The 20,952-nt window shown below is 69.9% G+C and carries 24 protein-coding genes, 2 tRNA genes and 2 pseudogenes; all 28 read left to right on the forward strand.

Annotated elements, in window-relative coordinates:
- Positions 1–33 precede the first annotated feature (33 nt).
- The 28 genes and pseudogenes from GBA65_RS10335 (at position 34) to GBA65_RS10465 (ending at position 20,941) form a co-directional block, all read left to right on the forward strand.
- Positions 34–1,056 carry a toprim domain-containing protein gene (locus tag GBA65_RS10335; RefSeq protein ID WP_166396491.1) on the forward strand — a complete coding sequence of 341 codons (1,023 nt, stop codon included), beginning with the start codon at positions 34–36 and terminating at the stop codon, positions 1,054–1,056.
- 37 nt (positions 1,057–1,093) lie between these two features.
- Positions 1,094–1,165, forward strand: a tRNA-Asn gene (locus tag GBA65_RS10340).
- Positions 1,166–1,182: 17 nt separating this feature from the next.
- Positions 1,183–1,256: transfer RNA gene (locus tag GBA65_RS10345), tRNA-Ile, on the forward strand.
- Between the two features lie 408 nt (positions 1,257–1,664).
- Entirely contained in the window at positions 1,665–2,057 is a 393-nt protein-coding gene (gene mraZ, locus GBA65_RS10350) for a division/cell wall cluster transcriptional repressor MraZ (protein WP_407691056.1), read from the forward strand.
- Between the two features lie 189 nt (positions 2,058–2,246).
- Complete coding sequence (rsmH, locus tag GBA65_RS10355; RefSeq protein ID WP_407691087.1) at positions 2,247–2,987, forward strand: 16S rRNA (cytosine(1402)-N(4))-methyltransferase RsmH; 741 nt, start codon at positions 2,247–2,249, stop codon at positions 2,985–2,987.
- On the forward strand, positions 2,987–3,418 hold the full coding sequence (locus GBA65_RS10360; RefSeq protein ID WP_166396492.1) for a cell division protein FtsL: 432 nt from the start codon (positions 2,987–2,989) through the stop codon (positions 3,416–3,418). Before rsmH ends, GBA65_RS10360 begins: the two co-directional genes overlap by 1 nt.
- A gap of 70 nt (positions 3,419–3,488) precedes the next feature.
- Entirely contained in the window at positions 3,489–5,198 is a 1,710-nt protein-coding gene (locus GBA65_RS10365; RefSeq protein ID WP_166396493.1) for a peptidoglycan D,D-transpeptidase FtsI family protein, read from the forward strand.
- On the forward strand, positions 5,195–6,583 hold the full coding sequence (locus tag GBA65_RS10370; protein ID WP_166396494.1) for a UDP-N-acetylmuramoyl-tripeptide--D-alanyl-D-alanine ligase: 1,389 nt from the start codon (positions 5,195–5,197) through the stop codon (positions 6,581–6,583). The genes GBA65_RS10365 and GBA65_RS10370 overlap by 4 nt, the downstream gene beginning before the upstream one ends.
- Positions 6,576–7,571: a phospho-N-acetylmuramoyl-pentapeptide-transferase gene (mraY, locus tag GBA65_RS10375; RefSeq protein ID WP_166396495.1), complete on the forward strand. Its 996-nt coding sequence runs from the start codon at positions 6,576–6,578 to the stop codon at positions 7,569–7,571. The genes GBA65_RS10370 and mraY overlap by 8 nt, the downstream gene beginning before the upstream one ends.
- A pseudogene (locus tag GBA65_RS26355) lies at positions 7,568–8,218 on the forward strand (Mur ligase family protein); the annotation flags it as partial. The gene mraY and the pseudogene GBA65_RS26355, both read left to right, overlap by 4 nt.
- A 254-nt stretch (positions 8,219–8,472) precedes the next feature.
- Entirely contained in the window at positions 8,473–8,898 is a 426-nt protein-coding gene (locus tag GBA65_RS10385; RefSeq protein ID WP_166396496.1) for a glutamate ligase domain-containing protein, read from the forward strand.
- Positions 8,895–10,058: an FtsW/RodA/SpoVE family cell cycle protein gene (locus GBA65_RS10390; protein ID WP_166396497.1), complete on the forward strand. Its 1,164-nt coding sequence runs from the start codon at positions 8,895–8,897 to the stop codon at positions 10,056–10,058. The genes GBA65_RS10385 and GBA65_RS10390 overlap by 4 nt, the downstream gene beginning before the upstream one ends.
- Positions 10,048–11,061: a UDP-N-acetylglucosamine--N-acetylmuramyl-(pentapeptide) pyrophosphoryl-undecaprenol N-acetylglucosamine transferase gene (locus GBA65_RS10395; RefSeq protein WP_266096566.1), complete on the forward strand. Its 1,014-nt coding sequence runs from the start codon at positions 10,048–10,050 to the stop codon at positions 11,059–11,061. The genes GBA65_RS10390 and GBA65_RS10395 overlap by 11 nt, the downstream gene beginning before the upstream one ends.
- Positions 11,058–11,408: a Mur ligase domain-containing protein gene (locus GBA65_RS10400; protein ID WP_166396499.1), complete on the forward strand. Its 351-nt coding sequence runs from the start codon at positions 11,058–11,060 to the stop codon at positions 11,406–11,408. The genes GBA65_RS10395 and GBA65_RS10400 overlap by 4 nt, the downstream gene beginning before the upstream one ends.
- On the forward strand, positions 11,342–12,409 hold the full coding sequence (gene murC / locus GBA65_RS10405) for a UDP-N-acetylmuramate--L-alanine ligase (protein ID WP_266096582.1): 1,068 nt from the start codon (positions 11,342–11,344) through the stop codon (positions 12,407–12,409). Before GBA65_RS10400 ends, murC begins: the two co-directional genes overlap by 67 nt.
- Before the next feature lie 154 nt (positions 12,410–12,563).
- Positions 12,564–12,671: pseudogene (locus tag GBA65_RS26360) on the forward strand (hypothetical protein); the annotation flags it as partial.
- Positions 12,672–12,720: 49 nt separating this feature from the next.
- Positions 12,721–12,933, forward strand: a complete 213-nt coding sequence (locus tag GBA65_RS24255; protein WP_228281839.1) for a hypothetical protein — start codon at positions 12,721–12,723, stop codon at positions 12,931–12,933.
- Positions 12,934–13,119: 186 nt separating this feature from the next.
- Positions 13,120–13,848, forward strand: coding sequence for a cell division protein FtsA (gene ftsA / locus GBA65_RS10415; protein ID WP_166396501.1), 729 nt, complete (start codon positions 13,120–13,122; stop codon positions 13,846–13,848).
- A 2-nt stretch (positions 13,849–13,850) separates the two neighbouring features.
- Positions 13,851–14,330, forward strand: coding sequence for a cell division FtsA domain-containing protein (locus tag GBA65_RS10420; RefSeq protein WP_266096583.1), 480 nt, complete (start codon positions 13,851–13,853; stop codon positions 14,328–14,330).
- A gap of 50 nt (positions 14,331–14,380) precedes the next feature.
- The gene (ftsZ, locus tag GBA65_RS10425) at positions 14,381–15,451 is read left to right on the forward strand and encodes a cell division protein FtsZ (protein WP_166396502.1); all 1,071 of its coding nucleotides are present in this window, start codon (positions 14,381–14,383) and stop codon (positions 15,449–15,451) included.
- Between the two features lie 21 nt (positions 15,452–15,472).
- Positions 15,473–16,243 carry a polyphenol oxidase family protein gene (locus GBA65_RS10430; RefSeq protein ID WP_207956298.1) on the forward strand — a complete coding sequence of 257 codons (771 nt, stop codon included), beginning with the start codon at positions 15,473–15,475 and terminating at the stop codon, positions 16,241–16,243.
- Positions 16,244–16,274: 31 nt separating this feature from the next.
- A complete protein-coding gene (locus tag GBA65_RS10435; RefSeq protein ID WP_166396503.1) occupies positions 16,275–16,946 on the forward strand; it encodes a YggS family pyridoxal phosphate-dependent enzyme in 672 nt (223 codons plus the stop codon).
- Positions 16,947–16,964: 18 nt separating this feature from the next.
- Positions 16,965–17,579 carry a cell division protein SepF gene (locus GBA65_RS10440; protein WP_166396504.1) on the forward strand — a complete coding sequence of 205 codons (615 nt, stop codon included), beginning with the start codon at positions 16,965–16,967 and terminating at the stop codon, positions 17,577–17,579.
- Positions 17,580–17,585: 6 nt separating this feature from the next.
- The gene (gene proC, locus GBA65_RS10445; protein ID WP_166396505.1) at positions 17,586–18,377 is read left to right on the forward strand and encodes a pyrroline-5-carboxylate reductase; all 792 of its coding nucleotides are present in this window, start codon (positions 17,586–17,588) and stop codon (positions 18,375–18,377) included.
- Entirely contained in the window at positions 18,377–18,724 is a 348-nt protein-coding gene (locus GBA65_RS10450; protein WP_166396506.1) for a YggT family protein, read from the forward strand. Before proC ends, GBA65_RS10450 begins: the two co-directional genes overlap by 1 nt.
- Before the next feature lie 4 nt (positions 18,725–18,728).
- Complete coding sequence (locus GBA65_RS10455) at positions 18,729–19,739, forward strand: DivIVA domain-containing protein (protein WP_166396507.1); 1,011 nt, start codon at positions 18,729–18,731, stop codon at positions 19,737–19,739.
- Positions 19,740–19,883: 144 nt separating this feature from the next.
- Positions 19,884–20,051 carry a hypothetical protein gene (locus tag GBA65_RS26365; protein WP_407691088.1) on the forward strand — a complete coding sequence of 56 codons (168 nt, stop codon included), beginning with the start codon at positions 19,884–19,886 and terminating at the stop codon, positions 20,049–20,051.
- On the forward strand, positions 20,012–20,941 hold the full coding sequence (locus GBA65_RS10465) for an RluA family pseudouridine synthase (RefSeq protein WP_166396509.1): 930 nt from the start codon (positions 20,012–20,014) through the stop codon (positions 20,939–20,941). The genes GBA65_RS26365 and GBA65_RS10465 overlap by 40 nt, the downstream gene beginning before the upstream one ends.
- The last annotated feature ends 11 nt before the right edge of the window (positions 20,942–20,952 follow it).

A 20,952-nucleotide genomic window follows, 5' to 3' on the forward strand; every position in this document is an offset into this window, starting at 1 on the left:
CTGCTCTACGGCCTGCCCCAGGCCGCGGCGGCGATGCGGCAGGAGAAGTCCGCCCTCGTCGTCGAGGGCTACACCGACGTCCTGATGCTCAGCCAGGTCGGGATAAAGAACGCCGTCGCCACCCTCGGCACGGCGATGACCGAGGGGCACCTGAAGTCCTTGAGCAGCTACGCCGACACGATCCACCTGCTCTTCGACCCCGACGAGGCGGGGGAGAAGGCGCTGAGGAGGGTCGAGGAGATGGTCCGCAATAGCGCAGACCTGAAGGTGGACGTATACGTTCTGCGCCTCTCCGAAGACCCGGCGGATTGGCTGCTCGAGCACCCCGCAGAGGAGTTCAAAGAGCTCCTCTCCAACTCCGTGCCCGCCCTGGAATACGTTGTCCGTTTGATGGCCGAGTGCATGCGCGGCGCGAGCCCGGCGGAACGGTCCCGGTCGCTGTCGGAGCTCAGGGAGATGGTGGCCGCCATAAAGGACCCGGTGTTTCGCAACGAGGCGATCCGCGTCGTATCGGAGTCCTTGCGGGTTGACGCCAGATCCCTGAGCTCCGTCCCCAAACCGGAGGAGAACGGCGGTGGGGAGCGTGCGACGCGCCGCCGCACACGAAACCCTCTAATGGAAGCGGGGCGCGAGGTGCTCGCTCACGCGTTCGCCCGTCCTGGTTCGGCCGCCCGCGCGATGACGGAAGGCGTAGAAGCCCCCGGTATCCTCGATGCTCCCTTCGTCCTCAAGCTCAAGGACTTTGCCGACGAGACGCAGGCGCACATCTACGCGCTGCTCCTGGAACACGCGGGCGAGCCGCCGAGCGCGTTGCTCTCCGACGAGCGAACCCGGCCGATGATGGACGAGGTAAGCGCCCTGCAGGCGGCGGGGGAGAGGCTCCCCGATCCCTCGGAGGCCTCCCTGCGCGCCGCCTGGTTCAGGCTCGGCGCCCTCAGCCGCGAGAGGTCCAAGGCCCGCACCGACGACTTCGACGAGAAGTTCCGCCTGCACACGGAGGCCAAACGCCTCGAGAGGGCGGCCGTCGAGGCGAGCAACCTGACCCTGGAGTCTTGAAGCCGAGGGGTCCGGAACGTATAATCTTCGAGGTTATTGCCCTGTAGCTCAATGGCAGAGCATCCGACTGTTAATCGGAGGGTTGTAGGTTCGAGTCCTACCAGGGCAGCTCACCGCCCACTCCTTGGGCCCATAGCTCAGTTGGTTAGAGCATCCGACTCATAATCGGACGGTCCCAGGTTCGAGTCCTGGTGGGCCCACCTCATCGCCTGGATCCACACCAGCGAACGCCCTCTCCGGTCGCCGCGCAAGCACCCCTTCAAGCACAATTTTCCGCTTACCCAAGATGTAGTACCAACTCCATTTCTCCACCCATATGTGCGACCTCCACGCGCCAGCGGCCTCCGCTTGACCCGTGCGAACCGACGGGGCGACCCGTCTCGGGCTTGCAACCAACATAGGGGGTCCATTACCCTGGGGGGGAGGGTAAAAGAGGCGAAAAAGCGGGGTTTCACGGCCAGAGCCCCGGAAAGAGCCTCATCGGATTGCAGGTTTTGCAGGGGTATGCCAGAATTCCCAGCGTTGTGGGTCAAAGTGGGACGTAGTGGGAGGACGAGACCCTGGCCCTTCTGGGAGAGTACGAGCACACCCTAGATGAGAAAGGGCGGTTGACTCTCCCCTCCCGACTCCGCTCTTACTTCGAGGGCGGCATCGTAATCACCAAGGGGGTTGATCGTTGTTTGTTCGCGTTCCCGCCGGACGAGTGGGCGGCTTTCAAGGCGAACATAAAGGCCAACGCGGACCTGTCGGCCAAGGGGCGCCAGCTGTCGAGAATGTTCTTCTCGATGGCGTTCGAGGCTACCCTGGATCGCCAGGGGCGGGTCCTGCTGCCCACGAAGCTGGCCCAGTACGCCGGCCTCTCGCAATCGGTTACCCTCGCCGGAGTGGATGACCGGTTGGAGATATGGGACACCGAGGAGTGGAACCGGTACCTGTCGACCGCAGACGAGTCTTTCGCGGAGATCGTCGAGGAGTTCGCGGGAAGGGACTTCGGGGTTTGATGGCCGCCGGACATTATCCCGTGATGCTAGAAGAGGCGATCGAGGCGCTCGCCCCCGGGGGGACGAGACGATCGTGGACGCCACCTTCGGCGGCGGGGGGCACTCCCGAGGGGTGTTGGAGAAGCTCGGGCCGGGGGCCGACTAATAGCCATCGATCGAGATCCCGAGGCCGCCGACAGGGCGGCCGAACTGCGTGAGGACCCGCGCTTCTCTTTCAGGGCGGGCGCCTACGACGAGGTCCTGGAGGGGCTCGTCGAGGAGGGCGTCGAGGCGGACGGCGTCCTCTTCGATCTCGGGCTCTCGAGCTTCCAGATCGACGAGGCGGAGCGGGGCTTCAGCTACGTGCAGGAGGGCCCTCTCGATATGCGCATGGACCCGACCTCCGGCCGATCCGCGGCGGAGTTTCTCAACGCCGCCGAGCCCGCGGAGGTCTCGGACGTCCTCGTTCGTTACGGGGACGTGCCGCGCGGGGAGGCCCGCCGGATCGCCCGGGAGATCTCGAAGCGTCGCCCGCTCGCGACGACGGTGGAGCTTGCGGCGGCCGTGCGCTCGGCGGTCGGCTGGAAGGAGCGGGGCGGCAACCCGGCGAAGAGGGTCTTCCAGGCGGTGCGCGTGTTCGTGAACGACGAGCTCGGCGGTCTGGAGCGCGCGCTCGACGCCGCGGAGAAGCTCTTGCGGCCGGGCGGGCGGCTCGTGGCGATCACGTTCCACTCTGGCGAGGACCGCATGGTGAAACGCTTTATAAAGGACCGGGAGGGGCGGTGCGTCTGCCCGCCGGAGCTTCCGGTGTGCGCGTGCGGGGCGGAGCCAACCCTGCGCCGGGGTCCCGTGCGCAAGCCCTCGCCGCAGGAGGTCGCCGAGAACCCCCGCAGCGGCTCCGCCCGCCTGCGCCTCGCCACCCGCACGAACGAGCCGGTCGGGGACCGGTAGTGGCCGCCCCGCAGCGCAGACGGGACTACGGGATATCGCCGGTCGAGGCGCCCCCAAGAGGCCTGCCGGGCGGGGCCCCCCGGCAGGCCGCGCGCTCCGGGGGGCAGGCGGCGCGCAGGCGGCGGGCCTTCCTGGTGCTCGTGGTCGTTCCGGTGGTGCTGATGCTGGGGAGCGTCTACGTCCACACGGCGGCGGCCGGGCTCCAGGGGGAGGCGGCGGCCCTCCAGGAGGAGAAGGCGCGGGCCGAGGCCGAGGCCGAGCGCCTCGAGGTCAAGGTCACGGAGCTCTCCGAGCCGGGGAGGGTTCGAAGCTTAGCCGAGGGGGATCTCGGGATGAGAGATCCGGCCGGCGGTGACCTGAAGACCTACAGCGGGAGCGAGGGGGAGGAAAGGGCGAGTGAAGGGGAGGAAGAGAAGGGGAGCGGAGGTTGACGCCCGGTACCGCCGGGGGCGAGGGGGCGACCCTCGGGAGACCGGCGGGCGTACGAGCGGCGGCGAAGTCGTGGAGCTCGCCGGCAGGGGGCGGCGCGGCCGATCGAGCGGGACGAAGCCTGCCGCCGGCGATCGGGCAAGGGCGGTCGGGCGCGGCAGGGTCCGGCTCGCGGTCGGCGTCGTCGCCGTGGTCTGCCTCTCCCTCGGGGGGCGAGCGGTGCAGCTGAGCGTAGCGGGGGAGGGGGACGCCGGTCTGTTCACCACGGAGCACCGCCGCGTCGCCGCCTTCGAGGATCGGGCCGAGCGCGGCGCCATCCTCAGCGCGGACGGCCGGCAGCTCGCGACGAGCCTCGAGGCCTCCAAGATCGTCGCGACGCCGTACCAGGTCGAGGACCCGCGCGCGGCGGCCGAGGCGCTGGCCGGGGTGCTCGACGAAGAGGTCGCCGGGGTCGAGGAGAAGCTCACGAGGAGGGACGAAGGGGGCGCCCTGAGCGGGTACAGCGTCGTCGCCTCCGGGGTGGAGCCGGAGAAGTCGCGCGAGATCCTGGACCTCGCGCTGCCGGGCGTCTCGGTCGCGCCGGACGCCGAGCGGGTCTACCCGAACGGCGCCCTCGCGAGCCAGACCCTCGGCCACCTCGGGGCGGACATGGCCTACGGCGGGGTGGAGGCCAGCCACGAGGAGGCGCTGAAGAGCGGCGACGACGTGGAGCTCACGCTCGATACGGCGGTGCAGAAGGAGCTCGAGGGGACGCTCATCGAGACCGTAAAGGAGCACGAGGCGAAGAGCGCCGTAGGTATCGTGATGCGCGTGGACGACGGCGCGGTCGTGGGCATGGCGAACGTCCCCGGCTACGACAACAACGAGTTTGGGGAGGCGTCGGGGGAGGCACAACGCAACCGTGCCCTCACCGACCCGTACGAGCCCGGCTCGACCTTCAAGGCCTTCACGATGGCCGCGGCGATAGAGGAAGGAGCGGTGACGGAGAGCAGCGCTTTCGTCATCCCCGACCACATGGCGGTCGCCGACAGGATCATCAACGACTCCGAGCCGCACGAGACCCTCACCCTCGACACCGGCGATATCCTCGCGCGTTCGAGCAACGTGGGCACGGTCCAGGTCGCCCAGGCCCTCGGCGGCGAGAAGCTCGCCGAGTACATCGACCGCTTCGGCTTCGGGAAGGCCACCGGCGTGGACCTTTGGGGCGAGGACGTGGGGATCGTGCCGCCCTACGAGGAGTGGAGCGGCTCCTCCATCGGCAACATCCCCATCGGGCAGGGCCTGACCGTGACCCCCATGCAACTCGCCGCGGGCTACGCCGCCATCGCAAACGGGGGCCTCGCCGTGACGCCGTACGTGGCGGAGGGGTCGGAGCCAGAGGACGCCGGGCGCCGGGTGATAAGCGAGAACACCTCGTCTATAGTACGCGGGATGCTCCAGGGCGTGGTCGACGGCGAGGAGGGGACGGGCGAGCTCGCCCGGATACCCGGTTACAGCGTCGCCGGGAAGACCGGCACCGCGGAGAAGGTCGACCCCGAGACCGGGCTCTACGGCGGGGGCTTCTTCACCTCCTTCGTGGGCTTCGCCCCGGCCCAGGATCCCGAGTACCTGACCCTCGTCCTCGTGGACGACCCCCAGACGACCTACTGGGGCGAGGTGGTCGCCGCCCCCGCCTTCCAGAAGGTTATGAGCTTCACCCTCAGCTACATGAACGTCCCCCCGGACCGCAAGGACGCGGCCGGACCGGCGACGAACCAGTACGCGGCGGGAGGTAGCCGGTGAGGCCCGTCTCCCTCGAGAGAGCGGCGGAGGCGATGGCCGGGACGCTCCACGACGTCGCAAACGGGAGGGCCGAGGCGCCGGTCTGCGGGGCGGCGGTCGACTCCCGGGCGGTGCGCGAGGGCCACCTGTTCTTCGCGATGAGGGGGCAGGTGGACGGGGCGGACTTCGCGCCCGAGGCGATGCTGAGGGGGGCGACGGCGGTGGTCTGCGACCGGCCGCTCTCCGTACCCACGGTCGTGGTGAACGACGTACAGGCCGCTCTCGGGGAGCTCGCGCGGTGGAGCCTGGCGCGCGAGGGTGCGCCCACGGTCGTCGGGATAACCGGGAGCGTGGGCAAGACGACGGTGAAGGACGCCCTCGCGGCGATCCTGCGCTCCACGGGCAGGCGCATCGCGGCGACGGAGGGGAACTACAACAACGAGATCGGGCTGCCCCTCACGGTGCTCGCCGCCGACGAGAAGGCGGAGGTGCTCGTGCTGGAGATGGGCGCGACGCACCCGGGGGACATCGCCCACCTCTCCAGGATCGCCCCGCCCGAGGTGGGCATCCTGACCGCCGTCTCCCCGGTCCACCTGGATTCTTTCGGCAGCCTCGAAGCCCTCGCCGCCACGAAGGGCGAGCTGGCGATGTCCCTCGGCGAGGGGCCCGAGAGCGTCCTGGTTTGTCCGATCGACGCGCCCGCGGCCGCGACGGGGCCGGGACGGGAGATAGGGCGGCGCATCACTTTCGGGCGTAAGCCTGAGGCGGACCTTTACGCCTCAGGGGTCGCCGAGCAAGACGGCGGTCTTTCCTTTACCCTGCACATGAGGGACCAGGGACGTGAGATCGAGGTCAAGGCCCCGGTCTTCGGGACGCACCTCGTGGAGCCGCTCCTGGCGGCGATCGGGGGCGGACTGGCGCTCGGGCTGGAGCCCGAGGAGTGCGCCCGCGGCCTCACGCGCCTCAGGCGAACGGGCCTCCGGGGCGAGGTGTACAAGCTCCGGGAGGACATCATCGTCTACGACGACTCCTACAACGCGTCGCCGGCAGCGGTCGCGGCCGTGCTACGGTACGGGGCCGAGGGGGCTCGGCGGCAGGACCGCCGGCTCGTCGCCGTGCTCGGCGGGATGTTCGAGCTCGGCGGCGCAGCCCGCGAGTACCACCGGGAGGCGGGAAGGCTCGCGGCCGAGGTCGGGGTGGACCTGCTTGTCTGCGTCGGGGACGAGGCCCGCTGGTACGCGGAGGCCTTCCCGAAGGAGTCCCTCTTCTACGAGAGCGCCGAGGCCGCGGCCGCGGGGCTCGAGAGGGTACTCAAAGAGGGCGACTACGTCGTCGTAAAAGGTTCGCGAGGGGTCGGGCTCGACCGTCTGACCCGCAAGTTGAAGGAGAGATTAGCTCTTGTTTAGCGTTGTCCTGGCGGCGGGGATCGCCTTTCTGGTGACCCTCGCGTCCGGGTCGAAGTTTATAGAGTTCCTCAGGAACAAGAAGTTCGGGCAGTTCGTGCGCGAGGAGGGGCCGCAGACGCACCTCATCAAGCAGGGGACGCCGACGATGGGCGGGGTCGTGATTCTGCTCGGTCTCGCCGCGGCGCTCGTGGTCGTAGCACGGCCTAACTTCGCGACGCTTACCGTGCTGCTGCTCGTCTCGGCGGTCGCGGCGATAGGGCTGTACGACGACTGGCAGAAAATCTCCAACCGGCGCAACGAGGGGTTGAGCGCGCGCTACAAGGCGCTGCTCCTGATGCTCGCGGTCGTCGTGGCGGACATCATGGCGCTGCGCTACGTGGGCGTGACGCAGAACGTGATCCTGCCCGGGCTCGACCGGAACCTCGTGCTCGGGCCAGGGGTGATAGGGGTGGCGCTGTTCAGCGTGCTCGTGCTGCTCGTGATAGTCGGGGCGACGAACGCCGTCAACCTCACCGACGGGCTCGACGGGCTCGCGGCGGGGGCAGGGGCGATAGCGCTGCTCGCGTACACGGCGATCGCGTTTCTGGAGCGCCAGTACGACCTCGCCGTGGTCTGCGGGGCGATGGTCGGGGCCATCATCGGGTTCCTGTGGTTCAACTCGCACCCTGCAGAGGTTTTCATGGGGGACACGGGGTCGCTCGCCATCGGCGGCGTGCTCGCCGTGGCGGCCGTCCTGACGAAGACCGAGATGCTGCTGCCGGTTATAGGCGGGATCTTCGTCATAGAGACGCTCTCCGTGATGATCCAGGTCGTCTTCTTCAAGCTCACCGGCAGGCGCGTCTTCAAGATGGCCCCGATCCACCACCACTTCGAGTTTCTGGGGTGGCAGGAGAACAAGGTCGTGGTGCGCTTCTGGATCATCCAGGCCGTCTTCGCCTCCGCCGGTTTCGTCCTCTACTACTTCACCCTCTACAACGACTCCGTATGACGACGCTCGTCTACGGCCTCGGGGAGTCCGGCCTCGCCGCCGCGCGCGCCCTCGCCGAGCGCGGTACGGACGTCGTAGCCGCCGACTCCAACGACTCCGAGGCGCTGCGCCGCTCGGCCGGGTCCCTCGACGTAGAGACGCGCCTCGGGGCGGGTCCGGAGATCCTCGGGGAGGGCTTCGACCGGGTCGTCGCGAGCCCCGGCATCCGCCCCGGCGACGCCCTGCTCGCGGCGGCGGAGGGGCACGGCGTCCCGATCTCCTCCGAGGTCGCCCTGGGGCTGGAGCTGCTCGGGAGGGAGGCCCCGGACCTCAAGGTCGCGGCCGTCACCGGGACGAACGGCAAGACGACGGTAGTGGACATGATCGGGCATTGCCTGACGGCCTCCGGGGTCCCGCACGCCGTTGCGGGCAACTCCTGGCGCGCCCTCACCGGCTGCCTGGAGGAGGTCCGCGAGGCCGGCACGCTCGTCCTGGAGGTCTCGTCCTTCGGGCTCCACTACCTCGAGAACCCCGGCTTCGACGTGGCGGCGCTCCTGAACGTCCGCCCCGACCACCTGAACTGGCACGCCTCCTTCGAGGAGTACGTCGCGGATAAGCTGCGGATCTTCGACGGACAGGGCTCGGAGGACCTCGCGCTCGTGAGCGCGGGGGACGAGGTGGGCCGGCGCGCGGCCAAGAACCTCGCCGCCGAGACCGTCGTCGTAGGGGAGGGGGAGACGCGGGTGGATGGGGAGACCCTCCTGCTCGGGGGCGGCCCCTCGTCGAGGCGTCGGAGCTGCCGTTCGCGGGGGGGCACAACCGGGAGAACGCCCTCTTCGCGGCCCTGGCGGCGGAGAGACTCGGGGCGTCGACGGAGGGCATCCGTACAGGGCTCACCGGCTACGGGCTCAAGCCGCACAGGATGGAGGTCGTCGGGGAGAGCGGGGGCGTCGTCTGGGTCGACGACTCCAAGGCGACGAACCCGGCGGCAACTGCGGCGGCGCTCGCGGGGATCGAGGGCCCGGCCGTGCTTCTCCTCGGCGGCTCGGAGAAGGGAACGGATTTCTCCGAGGTGCTGCCCCACCTCGGGCGGTGCCGCGCGGTCCTCTGCCAGGGGGAGGCGGGTCCGCGGCTCGCCCGGTTCCTCGGGGAGGCCGGGGTGGACGCGGAGGTTCGCTTGCTGCCGGACCTGCGCTCGGCGGTCGAGGGGGCGCGCGAGATGGCCCATCCGGGCGACGTGGTGCTGCTCTCGCCCGGGTGCGCGAGCTTCGACCAGTTCTCCGGCTACGCGGAGAGGGGGGAGGTCTTTGCGCGGCTCTCGGCCGTTCGGGACGGGGCGCGGCGGTGACGTCGCTCCGGACGAACCTGTTCGTCGTGGCGCTCGCCCTCGCGTTTCTCGGGAACGTAATGGTCTACTCCGCGACCTCGGCCGAGGGGGGCGCCGAGTACGGGGCCTACTCCCTCGCGACGCGGTTCGCGCACCTGGGGATCGGGATCATCGCCTTCTTCGTGACGAGGGGGATCCGCTACACGGCGTGGCGCAGGATAGCGGCGCCGCTCTACGCGGGCGTGTTCCTGAGCCTCGTCCTCGTGCTCTTCGTGGGGCGCGAGATCAGCGGGGCCAGGAGGTGGATCGACGTGGGCCCCCTCCAGGTCCAGCCGGCGGAGTTCGCGAAGCTTGCGGCCGTGGTGCTGCTCGCGTCGGTGGTCTCGCGGGCCCGACCGGGCTCGGGGCTGCCGTGGAGGGCGATCGGGGCGGTCGGGGTCCTGTTCGCGCTCGTCCTCGTCGAGCCGGACTTCGGGACGTCGGTCGTGATCTCGGCGGGGGCGGCGGGCGTGCTCTGGGCCTCCGAGTCGAAGACGCGGGACCTCCTGCTCGCCGGGAGCGGGGCGCTGGTGCTGCTCGTCGGGGCGATGCTCGCGGCGCCGTACAGGAGGGAGAGGTTCCTGACCTTTCTGGACCCCTTGAGCGTCTGCGACGGGTCGGGGTACCAGATCTGCCAGTCCATGAACGCGATCCGGGAGGGGAGCTACCTCGGGGCCGGGCCCGGGGCCGGGGGCGTCCCCGTCCCCGAGATGCACACCGACATGATCTTCGCCCTCGTCGGCGAGGAGCTCGGGCTGCTCGGGATGTTCGCGGTGATCGGGGCCTTCGGCTTCTTCGTGGTCTCGGCGTACCTTATCGCCCTGAACGCCCCGACGGTGCTGGGCCGGTGCCTGGCGGCGGGCCTCGCGACGATGTTCGCCGTGCAGGTCGTCTTCAACATCGGCGCCACCATGAGCGTCGTCCCCCTGGCCGGGATGACGCTCCCGTTCGTAAGCTACGGCGGTTCCAGCGTCCTCGTCTGCTTTGCGGCGGTGGGGATCCTGTACCGCATATCGGAGGACAGTGAGGTTGCGAGAGTGGCGAGACGCGCCCCGAGCGGGGAGCGGCGCGGGAGCGCGCATCCTGATCGCCGGCGGAGGGACGGGGGGACACGCGATCCCCGCGCTGTGCGTGGCGGATAGCCTGCGCGAGAGGGCGGCCGACGTCGCCTTTATCGGCTCCGAGTCGGGCATCGAGGCCGACCTCGTGCCCGAGAAGGGCTTCGAGCTGCACGCCCTCCCCCTCGCCGGCTTCGCCGGGGGCCCCGTCGCCCGCGCCCGGGCCGGCCTCCTCTTCGCGCGGGCGGTCTCCCGCTGTCGCGACATCCTCGAGCGCTTCCGTCCCGGCGCCGTCCTCGGCGTCGGCGGCTACGCGAGCGCCCCGGCGGTCCTCGCGGCCCGAGCCCTCGGCATCCCGACCTTTCTACACGAGCAGAACTCCGTCCCCGGCAGGGTGAACAGGCTCGCCTCGCGCTTCACCGAAGAGGTGCTCGTGACCTTCCCGAAGGCGGAGAAGGCCCTGAGGCGCGCCGTCCCCGTCGGGATGCCGACCCGCGCGGAGTTTTTCGGGGCTTCGCGGGAGGAGGGGCTCGCCCGGCTCGGGGTCGAGCCGCCGGTCGTCCTGCTCTTCGGCGGGAGCGGCGGCGCGCTGAAGCTCAACCTGGCCGCGGCCGAGGCCTTCGGAGGGGGGGAGACGCCGTACTCGGTCGTCCAGATCTCCGGCCGCCGCGACTTCGCCCGCCTCTCCACGGAGAACCCGCGCCACAAGATCATCGCCTACGACGACGAGCTCTGGCACGCGGTCGCGGCGTCGAGCGTCGTGGTGATGCGGGCCGGAGCAGGCTCGCTCTTCGACACCGCCGCGGTGGGGCGGGCCTCGATCCTGGTCCCCTACCCCTACGCGACGGGCGACCACCAGCTCCACAACGCCCGCTACTTCACCGAAGGGGGCGCGGCCGAGCTCATGCTCGACGGCGAGGTGGAGGCCGGGACCCTTCGCGATCGGGTCGAAGGGCTACTAGACGACGAGAATCGACGAGAGGGGCTCGCGCGGAACATGCGCGCCCTCTCCACCCCGCGCGCCGCGGACGAGGTAGCCGACAGGCTCCTCTCCGCCGCGACCGCGACGAACGGAGGAACGCGATGAAGATACACATGATCGGGATAGGCGGCGCCGGGATGAGCGGCATCGCGGAGGTCCTGCACGGCGCGGGCCACCGCGTCACCGGCTCCGACCTCAAGGAGTCGCCCTACACGAGGAGGCTCGCCGAGGCCGGGGTGCAGGTCTACATCGGGCACGCCGCCGGGCAGGTCGGCGACGCGGAGGAGGTGGTCATCTCGACGGCCATCCCCTCCACGAACCCCGAGCTCCTCGAGGCGCGGCGGCGCTCGATCCCGGTGGTCCCCGCGCGGGCGCCCTGGCCCGCATCCTCTCCGGCGGCCGGAGCGTCGCCGTCGCGGGCACCCACGGCAAGACCACGACCACGAGCATGACGACCCACGCCCTCAGGGCCGGGGGCGAAAACCCGACGGCGCTTATCGGGGGCGAGCTGAACGACATCGGCAGCAACGTGGTCCTGAGCTCCTCCGACCTCTTCGTCGCCGAGGCCGACGAGTCGGACCGCTCACTCCTCCACCTCGACCCCCTCGCCGCCGTCGTCACCAACGTCGAGTTCGACCACCCGGACTTTTACTCCTCCCTGGAGGACGTTATGGAGACCTTCGAGAAGTTCGTCCGGAAGCTGCCGGCCGAAGGTCACCTCGTCACCTGCGCCGACGACGCGAACTGCATGGAGCTCGCGGCCCTCGCCCCCTGTCCCGTGACGACCTACGGCATAGGGGCGGGGGATCTACGAGCCGAGCCGGTCTCCTCCAACTCCTACGTCCTGTACGAGGACGGCGAGGAGCGGGGCCTCGTCGAGCTCGGGGTGCACGGGCGCCACAACATGCTCAACTCGCTCGCGGCGGCCGGCATAGCGCGCTGGCTCGGCCACGACGCCCACGCCGCCGCGCGAAGCCTCGGGGACTTCGGCGGCGTCCGCCGGCGTTTCCAGCTCAAGGGGATCAAGGACGGCATCCGCGTCGTGGACGACTACGCCCACCACCCGACGGAGCTCTCCGCTACCCTCGAGGTCGCCCGGGCGACCTCCTCCCCCGAGGGCCGGGTGGTCGCCGTCTTCCAGCCGCACCGCTACTCGCGCACGCGCACCCTCTACCGGGAGTTCGGGGAGGCCCTCACCGCCGCGGACGCCGTCCTCGTCACCGAGGTCTACGGCGCCGGCGAGATGCCCCAGCCCGGGGTGAGCGGGAAGCTGATCGTGGACGCCGTCTGCGAGAGCCGCACGCCCGAGCGCCCGGACGTCTACTACGTCCCCGACGGCCACGACATCGCGACCGTGCTGCGGTCCATCTCCCACCCCGACGACACCGTCCTGACGATGGGCGCCGGCGACATCTCGCGGGCCGGCGACGAGTTTCTGGCCGCCCTCGGCTAGGGACGAGGAACGCGCGTGAAGGAGACCACCCCTGCGTAGGCTGCTCACAGCCCTGACGGTCTCGACCGTCGTCGCGGCCGTTACCGCGCTCGCCGCCTTCTTCGGGGCCTACCTCCTCTTCCCCGTCACCGGGGTCGAGGTCGAGGGGGCCCGGATGTTCCCCGAGAGGGAGGCCTGGGCCGCGGTCCCCGACCGCGCCAGCCTCCTCACCCTCGACGAGGAGAGACTGGAGCGAAGGGTGGAGTCTAACCCTTGGGTGAAGGGTGCCGAGGTGCTGAAAAATCAGGGTTCCGGTATAGTTGTGGTCGAGGTTGAGGAGCGCGACGCCGTTCTCAGCGGAGATCTGGGCCGGGAGAGCGGGGTGTGGGCCGTGGACGGGACGAGGCTCCCGGGCTCGGGGGGCGCGCCTCAAGCGGGTCGGGCTCGACGAGGGGCGGCTGGAGGAGATCTTGGGCATCGGCGAGGCGTTGGAGGAGAACGGGGTGCGCCTCGACTCGGTCGACGGGGTGGGAGCGGGGGCATAGAGGCCACCGTGGAGGGGCGCCGCGTCGTCTTCGGGGGGACGTCGGGACGGACAGGTCCGCGCCCTCGAGGGGATCATGAAGGAGCACCCCGAGGCCCCGTACTTCGACCTCCGCTCCCGGAGAGGGTCGTGGTCGGCGCGGCGGAGCCCGACGTCACCCCCGACGGGGCGAACGGGTAGCAGGGGCATGTCGAAGCTCGTCTACGGGTTGGACGTCGGCACGACCAAGATCGTGGCGATCGCCGGTCGGGTCGACGGCCGCCGCCCGGTCGAGATCCTCGCGATGGGCGAGGCCCCGAGCTACGGCCTCCGGCGCGGGGTCGTCGTCGACCGGGAGTCCGCGACCGAGTCCATCGCCGAGGCGGTAGAGGCGTGCGGCGGCGGGTCCTTGCGCGGCGGGCCGGTGAGCGTGGGGATCGCCGGCAGCCACATACGCTCCCTGAACACGGAGGTCACGCTCCTCAACCGGAGCCGGAACCGCCTCGTCACGGAGAGGTTCGTGCGCAGGCTCCACGCCGAGGCGCGGGGGACGAGCGCCGGCGAGGAAGAGGAGGTCTTGCACGTCGTCCCGCGCTCCTTCGTCCTCGACGGCACCGAGGGGGTCAGGCAGCCGGTCGGCCTCGCGGCGCGGCGGGTGACGATGCGGGGCCACGTCGTGACCGGCGCGATCTCCAGCATCCAGAACCTGCTCGGCGCGGTCGAGGACTGCGGGGTGAGGGTCGCGCGCGTGGTCCTCGAACCGCTCGCCTCCAGCGAGGCGTGCCTCACCCCGGACGACAGGCAGATGGGCGTAGCCCTCCTCGACGTCGGCGGCGGCACGACCGACATCGCGGCGTTCGTGCGCGGCGCCCTCACCCACACCGCCGTCGTCCCGATAGGGGGGAGAGCTTCTCGTCCGACGTCGCCTACGGGCTGAAGCTGCCGTTCGAGGACGCCGAGAGGCTCAAGGTTCGCTACGGGAACGTGCTCTCGAGGAACGTCGACGACGTCGCCCCCGTCCTCCTCGACGACCGCCACTACAGCGCCAAGTTTATAAGCCAGATCCTGGAGTACCGGGCCCGCGAGGTGCTCGAGTTCGCCCGCGATTCCCTGGACGATGCTCGCCTCCTGAACGCGCTGCCCGGCGGCGTCGTGCTCACCGGCGGGGGCTCACAGCTCGAGGGCTTCGGGCAGCTCGCCGAGGAGATCCTGGGGACGCGCGCCGGGTTCGCCGTACCCCGTCGCATCAAGGGCGACGTTAAGCCTGTATTGAAGCCTCAGTATTCGACGGCTGTAGGTCTGCTATACTTCGCCGCGAAAAACGATGACCTTCGACCGAAGAGTAAAGGTGCGGGGGCTTTCGATTTTGGTAGCATAGTGGCCGCGGTCAAGGGGTGGTTCCGGGCTCTGCCCGGTTAGGGACCGGGAGACCAGGGTTAAAGCGCAGGCGACGGAGGGCTGGGAAGGTAATGTTGGAGTCGGGGACTAACTATCTGGCGGTGATTAAAGTCGTAGGGATCGGCGGGGGGGGAACCAACGCCGTGAACCGCATGATCAACTCCGGTCTGACCGGGGTCGAGTTCATCGCCGTGAACACTGACGCTCAGGCGTTGCAGATGTGCGACGCGGACATGAAGATCCACATCGGCGAGAAGCTGACGCGGGGCCTCGGCGCGGGCGCCGACCCCAAGATCGGCATGGAGGCCGCCGAGGAGAGCAAGCAGGAGATCGAGGAGGCCCTGCGCGGGGCCGACATGGTCTTCGTGACCGCCGGCAAGGGCGGCGGCACCGGCACGGGGGCCGCCCCCGTGGTGGCGAAGCTGGCCCGCGAGCAGGGGGCGCTGACGGTCGGCGTCGTGACGCGGCCGTTCACCTTCGAGGGCCGGCGGCGCTCGACGTACGCCGAGGAGGGCATCAAGCGCCTCAAGGAGAACGTCGACTCCCTGATCATCATCCCGAACGACAGGCTCCTGCAGGTCGCCGAGAAGCGGACCAGCATGATGGACGCCTTCAAGATGGCCGACGACGTGCTGAGGAAGGGCGTTCAGGGGATCACGGACCTCATCACGGTGCCCGGCCTCATCAACCTCGACTTCGCGGACGTCCGCACGATCATGCAGAACTCGGGCTCCGCGCTGATGGGCATCGGCGAGTCGAGCAGCGAGGCGAGGGGGGCCGAGGCGGCGAAGACCGCGATCAGCAGCCCGCTTCTAGAAGCCAGCATCGAGGGCGCTACCGGGATCATCCTGAACATCACCGGCGGCACGGACCTCGGGCTCTTCGAGGTCAACGAGGCCGCCGAGATCGTGCACAACGCCGCGCACCAGGACGCGAACCTGATCTTCGGGGCGGTGGTCGACGAGACCTACGGCGAGCGCGTGAGCGTGACGGTGATCGCCACCGGCTTCGACCAGCGCCTCGTCACCCGGCGTCGCGAGGAGCAGGTGATAGAGAGCCCCCGCGACCGTGAGGAGGCGCCGCCCGCCGACAGGGACAGCGGCGACGTTCTCGACATCCCGGCCTTCCTCCGCCGCCGCTAGGCGGCCTGGCCGGGTTAGCCTTTGCAGACCGCACCCTGGATTGAGCGCGCCGCCGATGCCCCGGGCGGCGCGCCTTACGTTACCCCAGAGCCCTCGCCAGCGGGCGCCAGAATCTGGTTTTTTACCCGCAAGGGCGGCGTCTCCGAGCCGCCCTACGACTCGTTGAACGTCTCGACCCTGGTCGGCGACGAGCGCTCCGCCGTCGAAGAGAACCTCTCGCGCATAAGGGCCTCGATGTCGGGCCGGTCCTCCGCCTGGGTGCGGCAGGTAGCCGGCGACGGGGTGGTGCGCGTGGAGGAGGGCCGGTTCGGGGGCGAGGGCGACGCGCTCGTGACCGGGTCCGCGGGCTTCTCGCTCGCCGTCGCGATCGCGGACTGCGTGCCCGTGGCCCTCGTCGGGGACGGGGTCGTGGGGATGGTCCACTCGGGATGGCGGGGGACGCTCAAGGGGATCTCGGGCAAGGCAGCGAAGGAGATGGGCGACCCCTCGGTCGTCCGGGCGTATATAGGGCCCGGCATCCGCCGGTGCTGCTACGAGGTCTCGGAGGAGGTCGCCGGTCGCTTCGCGGACAGGTTCGGCCGGGGGGTGGTAGACGGGCGGATGCTCTCGCTGGCGGCCTCGATCGAGACCGACCTTCGCGAGGCCGGCGTCGCGGAGGTGCACGACCTCGGGCTGTGTACCGGTTGCCGCACCGACCTCTTCTACTCGCACCGCAAGGAGGGACCGAAGACGGGGCGCAACCTCGCGGCGGTGGCGCTGGAACCCGGGGGCCACGGGGGAGGCGCGCGTTAGCTTGCAGGCGACGGAGCCCATACGGGAGCGCGTGGAGGAGGTGCGCGGGAGGATCGCGGAGGCCGCCGTCGAGGGCGGCCGGCGGCCGGAGGACGTGCGGTTTCTCGTCGCCAGCAAGTACTACGAGCCCGAGCAGATCGGCGCGCTCGCGGACGCCGGGATCGGGCTTCTCGGGGAGAACAAGACCGACGACCTCGTCCGCAAGCAGGAGATGTTCCCCGACGCCTTCGAGTGGCACTTTATCGGCCACCTCCAGCGCCGCAAGGCGAAGGAGGCCGTGGGCAGGGTGAAGCTCATTCACTCCGTCGATTCGGTGAGGCTGGTCCAAGAGCTAGCGAAGAGGGCGCCGGAGGGGGGGATCGAGGTGCTCGTGCAGGTCAACGTCAGCGGCGAGGAGGCCAAGTACGGGGTGCCCGAAGGGGAGGTCGAGCCCTTGCTCGAAGCGGCGGCCGGGACCGGCGGAGCGGTGCGCGTGCGGGGCTTCTCCACGCTCGCGCCGCTGGTTGCGGACCCCGAGGATGTACGCTATGTTTTCGCAAAACTGAGGGCGATACGTGATAGGCTGGGGGCTGGTTGGGCCCCCGACTTCGACCTTTCGGAACTTTCCATGGGTATGAGCAACGACTATGCTGTCGCCGTCAAAGAAGGGGCCACTATTGTGAGGATCGGGCGGGCCCTCATCGAGGAAGCCCGGGTTCGGTGAGGCCCGTGAGGAGGTCGGATGGGAGTTAGGGATCAACTCGAGCGCGTCGCCGCGTGGTTCGGTTTCGGCGTGGACGAGGATGATTACTACGAGGAGGAAGAAGAGGAGGGTCGCCGTTACGCCTCCAAGGGCCGTTACGGCAGCGAGCCTCAACAGCCGAGCGAGCCGAGCCCGGCGGTGCGCCGCCTGGGACGCGCGGAGCGCTCCTCGGCGTTCGGCACCTCCCTGGGCGATCTCTTCGGCAGCGAGAACTCGCAGGGGCGCGAGCGCGGCGCCTCCGGCGGCGGCTACAGCGCGGCGCCGCAGAACAACTCGGGACACCTCAGGGCCGTCCCGGACAACAGGGTGGCGCCCTCGACGAGGGTCAGCGTGATCGACCCGACCAACTTCAACGACGCGCAGGCCCTGGCCGACCGCTTCAAGCGCCAGCAGCCCGTGATCCTGAACCTCCAGCACGCCGACGGCGAGCTCTCGCGGCGGATGGTGGACTTCTGCTCGGGGCTGACGTACGCGCTCGACGGCCAGATACAGACCGTCGCCAACCGCGTCTTCCTGCTCACGCCGCGGAACGTCGAGGTCTCGGCCGAGGAGCGCAAGCGGCTCGCCGAGCGCGCGTTCTTCAACCAGCTCTAGTCTCGGGTGGCTTCGACCAAGAAGGTGGGCATCGTCGGGGCGGGCAAGATCGGGGGCTCCCTCGTCGCGCGGCTCTCGGCCTCCCGTGACTTCGACCTCATGGTGAGCGACGTCCACGAGGAGCAGTTGAAACGTTTCGCCGAGGGTTACGGCGTAAGGACGACGCACTCCAACAGAAAGGCCGCCGAGGACAGCGATCTACTTATAGTCGCGGTCAAGCCCTGGGACGTGCTGACGGTCCTGGACGAGGTTGCACCGGCGATCGAGGGTGTGGCGGTCGCGAGCGTGGCGGCCGGGGTCACGATCAAGGCGATCGAGGGGCGGCTCCCGGCGGGTACGCCGGTGCTGCGCGTGATGCCGAACGTCGCCGCCTCCGTCGGGCTGGGCTCCGCCGTCGTCGCGGCCAACGAGGCCGGGCAGGCGCACGTCCCGACCGTCATGGAGATCTTCGGGCACGTCGGGGACGTGATGGAGCTGCCGGAGCGGCTCTTCGACGCGGCGACGGCGCTGCACGGCTCGGGGCCGGCGTACGTCGCGCTCTTCGCGGACGCGCTTATTCAGGCGGGGGTCCGGGAAGGGATACCGCGGGACGTGGCCCGCAGGCTCGTAAACCAGACCATAGGGGGAACTTCGGTGCTGCTCAAGGAGCGGTCCGCGCATCAGATCCGGGACGAGGTCATGACGCCGGGCGGGACGACGGCGGCGGCGTTCGTCGCGATGGAGAAGGCCGGGTTCGTGGCGGCGGTCTACGACGGCATCGAGGCCGCGACCGAGCGCGCCCGGAGGCTGGCGGACTGATGGGGATCGGCCTCACGCTCGCGCAGCTTTTCGGCTTCAGCGTCGGCGACGTGCTCTCCAACATCGTCAACTACGCCTTCTACATCCTCTTCGGGGCGATCCTCGCGTCCATCGTCATAAGCTTCATCCCCAGGTACCCGTCCAGCGGGTTCTTCCAGGCCGTGTACGACGCGGTGCGGGCGATCGTCAACCCGATCCTGGGGCCGATCCGCAGCGTCATACCGCCCCTGCGGATCGGGGGCTTCGGCCTTGACCTCTCGCCGCTTATCGCGATCATAGGGTTGAACATAGCGTCCAGCTTGCTGTTGCTAGTAATCGACGAGTTTATAAGACCGATAACGGGGTGATCTCATGGCTATAAAACCGGTAGACGTCCGCCGCAAGGAGTTCAAGAACAGCCTGCGGGGCTACGACGCGAACCAGGTAGACGACTTTCTCGACGAGGTCGCCGACGAGTTCGAGCGGTCCTTCTCCGAGAACCAGCGGATGAAGGACGAGCTCGCCTCGCTCAAGGGCCGCCTGGAGCAGTTCGAGGAGCTGGAGGGCGCGATCCGGGAGGCGCTCGTCCACGCCCAGCAGGTCGCCCGCGACCTGCGGCGCAACGCTAACAAGGAGGCCGACCTCGTCGTGCGCGAGGCGAAGGAGCAGGCGCACCGCATCCTCGCCGACTCTTCCTCCCGGGTCGAGCGGGTCCAGGAGTCCTACGGCGTCCTGCAGAAGGCGAAGCAGGACTTCCAGAACGACTTCCGCCATCTCCTCAAGAGCTACCTCGCCGTGATGGAGAACGCCGACGTGGCCTCGGCGAAGGAGATCGAAGCCTCCCTCCGCGAGCGGCTCGACACCGAGTCCATCGCCGCCGCCCGTCAGGCCGCCGAGACCCGCCAATCCGAGGGGGCGTTCGACGAGACGACCCGCCAGCCCGGCGTCTCCGGCGAAGTGGGCGAGGACGTGGGTGAGAGCGGGGACGACGTTGGGGCCGAGGACGCGACCCAGCGCATAGAGGTTCCTCAATCCCCGAGCGGCGGCGAATCCGAGTCGATGGCCGCGGACTACCCGGAGCCCGAGGTCGAGGAGCCGGAGGTCGAGCCTTCGACGGCGAGGTCGGGCGCTCAGACGGATGCCCCCGCGAGCGCTGCGGCGAGCGCGCAGGAGACCGGGCCCCTCTCCAGCCTCGACGAGGACGGGGTGCGCGAGGTGGACGCGAGGCCGCTGGCCGCCGAGGAGGTAGACCGGGAGGAGCCCGCGCCGACCGGGGACGGTCCGGCGTACGACCGGTTCTTCGACGAGGAGCGCTCCGGGCAGCAGAAGGCCGAGGAGAGCAGGATCTTCCGGGCCAGCCGCTTCCTCCGCAGGCGTGGCTAGCGCGGGGGCAGAGACCCGCGGGTTCGTCCGACCCTCCAAAGACGGCGTCCTCGTCAGCCTCCGAATCTCGCCCGGGGCCAGGGAGACCTCCCTGAAGGGCTCCACAGCGAGGACGCCGTGAGGCTCTCCGTCGCAGCACCCCCCGTGGACGGTAAGGCGAACGGCGCGGCAGAGCGCTTCCTGGCGGGGCCGCTGGGAGTGCGCGACGCCGACGTGGCCGTCGTCCGAGAGTCCTCCTCGGGCGATGAGTATGTCCTCGTGCGCGGCGGGGAATGCGACGACGTCCCCGTGCGCCTGGGATCTCCCACATAGCGACGCCCGACGCCGAGACGCACGACTTCGAGGTCGGGCCCGCCGAGGCCGGGGAACGCCTCGACCGTCTCGTCGCCCGGCGGCTCGACGTCAGCCGGAGCGCGGCTCGGCGCATGATCGAGGACGGCGCGGTGCGCGTCGGGGGGGAAGAAGCCTCGCCCTCCCGCAAGGCGCGAGCCGGGGAGAGCGTAGAGGCCCGCCTCCCTGATGGTGGCCTCCTCCCGGAGGATATTCCCGTTCCGGTCGTCTACGAGGACGACCACCTCGTCGTCGTGGACAAGCCCGCCGGGCTCGTCGTGCATCCCGGGGCCGGGAACTCCTCGGGGACGCTCGTCAACGCGCTGTTGAGCAGGGGCATAGCGGGCGGGGAGGATCCGGATCGGCCCGGGGTGGTGCAGCGCCTCGACCGCGATACCTCGGGGCTCATGGTGCTTGCGAAGGACGAGGCCGCCTACGAGGGGCTCGTGGCGGCGCTCTCCGCGCGGGTGGTCAAGCGCCAGTACAGGGCCGTGGTCGAGGGCGTCGGCCTGCCCGCGACGGGGAAGGTCGACTCCCCGGTCGGGCGCCACCCCACGAACCCGACCCTGATGACCGCGGGCGTCGGCAGGCAGGCGGTGACGCACTTCGAGGTCGTCTCGGAGGCGGGGGGCCACACCATGCTCGCGGTGAGGCTCGAGACGGGGCGGACCCACCAAATCCGGGTCCACCTCTCGGCCATCGGCTTCCCGGTCTACGCCGACCCGCTGTACGGTACGCCCGTTCCGGACGCGCGGCTCTGGCTCCACGCCGAACGGCTCGGCTTCGAGCACCCGGTGACGGGCGAGGCGATGGAGTTCGAGTCCGGGATACCGGACGAACTCCGGGAGGCGGCGCGCCGGCTGGGCTTCTGAGATTGGCGTCG

The organism is Rubrobacter marinus (assembly GCF_011492965.1).
GTDB classification, from domain to species: domain Bacteria; phylum Actinomycetota; class Rubrobacteria; order Rubrobacterales; family Rubrobacteraceae; genus Rubrobacter_F; species Rubrobacter_F marinus.

Excerpts from the sequence above, each read along its gene's own strand:
- GBA65_RS10335 (WP_166396491.1), top strand. The coding sequence starts at position 34 with ATGCGGCAGGAGAAGTCCGCCCTCGTCGTCGAGGGCTACACCGACGTC.
- GBA65_RS10385 (WP_166396496.1), top strand. The coding sequence starts at position 8,473 with ATGGAGGTCGTCGGGGAGAGCGGGGGCGTCGTCTGGGTCGACGACTCC.
- GBA65_RS10400 (WP_166396499.1), top strand. The coding sequence starts at position 11,058 with ATGAAGATACACATGATCGGGATAGGCGGCGCCGGGATGAGCGGCATC.
- ftsA (WP_166396501.1), top strand. The coding sequence starts at position 13,120 with ATGTCGAAGCTCGTCTACGGGTTGGACGTCGGCACGACCAAGATCGTG.
- ftsZ (WP_166396502.1), top strand. The coding sequence starts at position 14,381 with ATGTTGGAGTCGGGGACTAACTATCTGGCGGTGATTAAAGTCGTAGGG.
- GBA65_RS10440 (WP_166396504.1), top strand. The coding sequence starts at position 16,965 with ATGGGAGTTAGGGATCAACTCGAGCGCGTCGCCGCGTGGTTCGGTTTC.
- GBA65_RS10450 (WP_166396506.1), top strand. The coding sequence starts at position 18,377 with ATGGGGATCGGCCTCACGCTCGCGCAGCTTTTCGGCTTCAGCGTCGGC.
- GBA65_RS10455 (WP_166396507.1), top strand. The coding sequence starts at position 18,729 with ATGGCTATAAAACCGGTAGACGTCCGCCGCAAGGAGTTCAAGAACAGC.
- GBA65_RS10465 (WP_166396509.1), top strand. The coding sequence starts at position 20,012 with ATGCGACGACGTCCCCGTGCGCCTGGGATCTCCCACATAGCGACGCCC.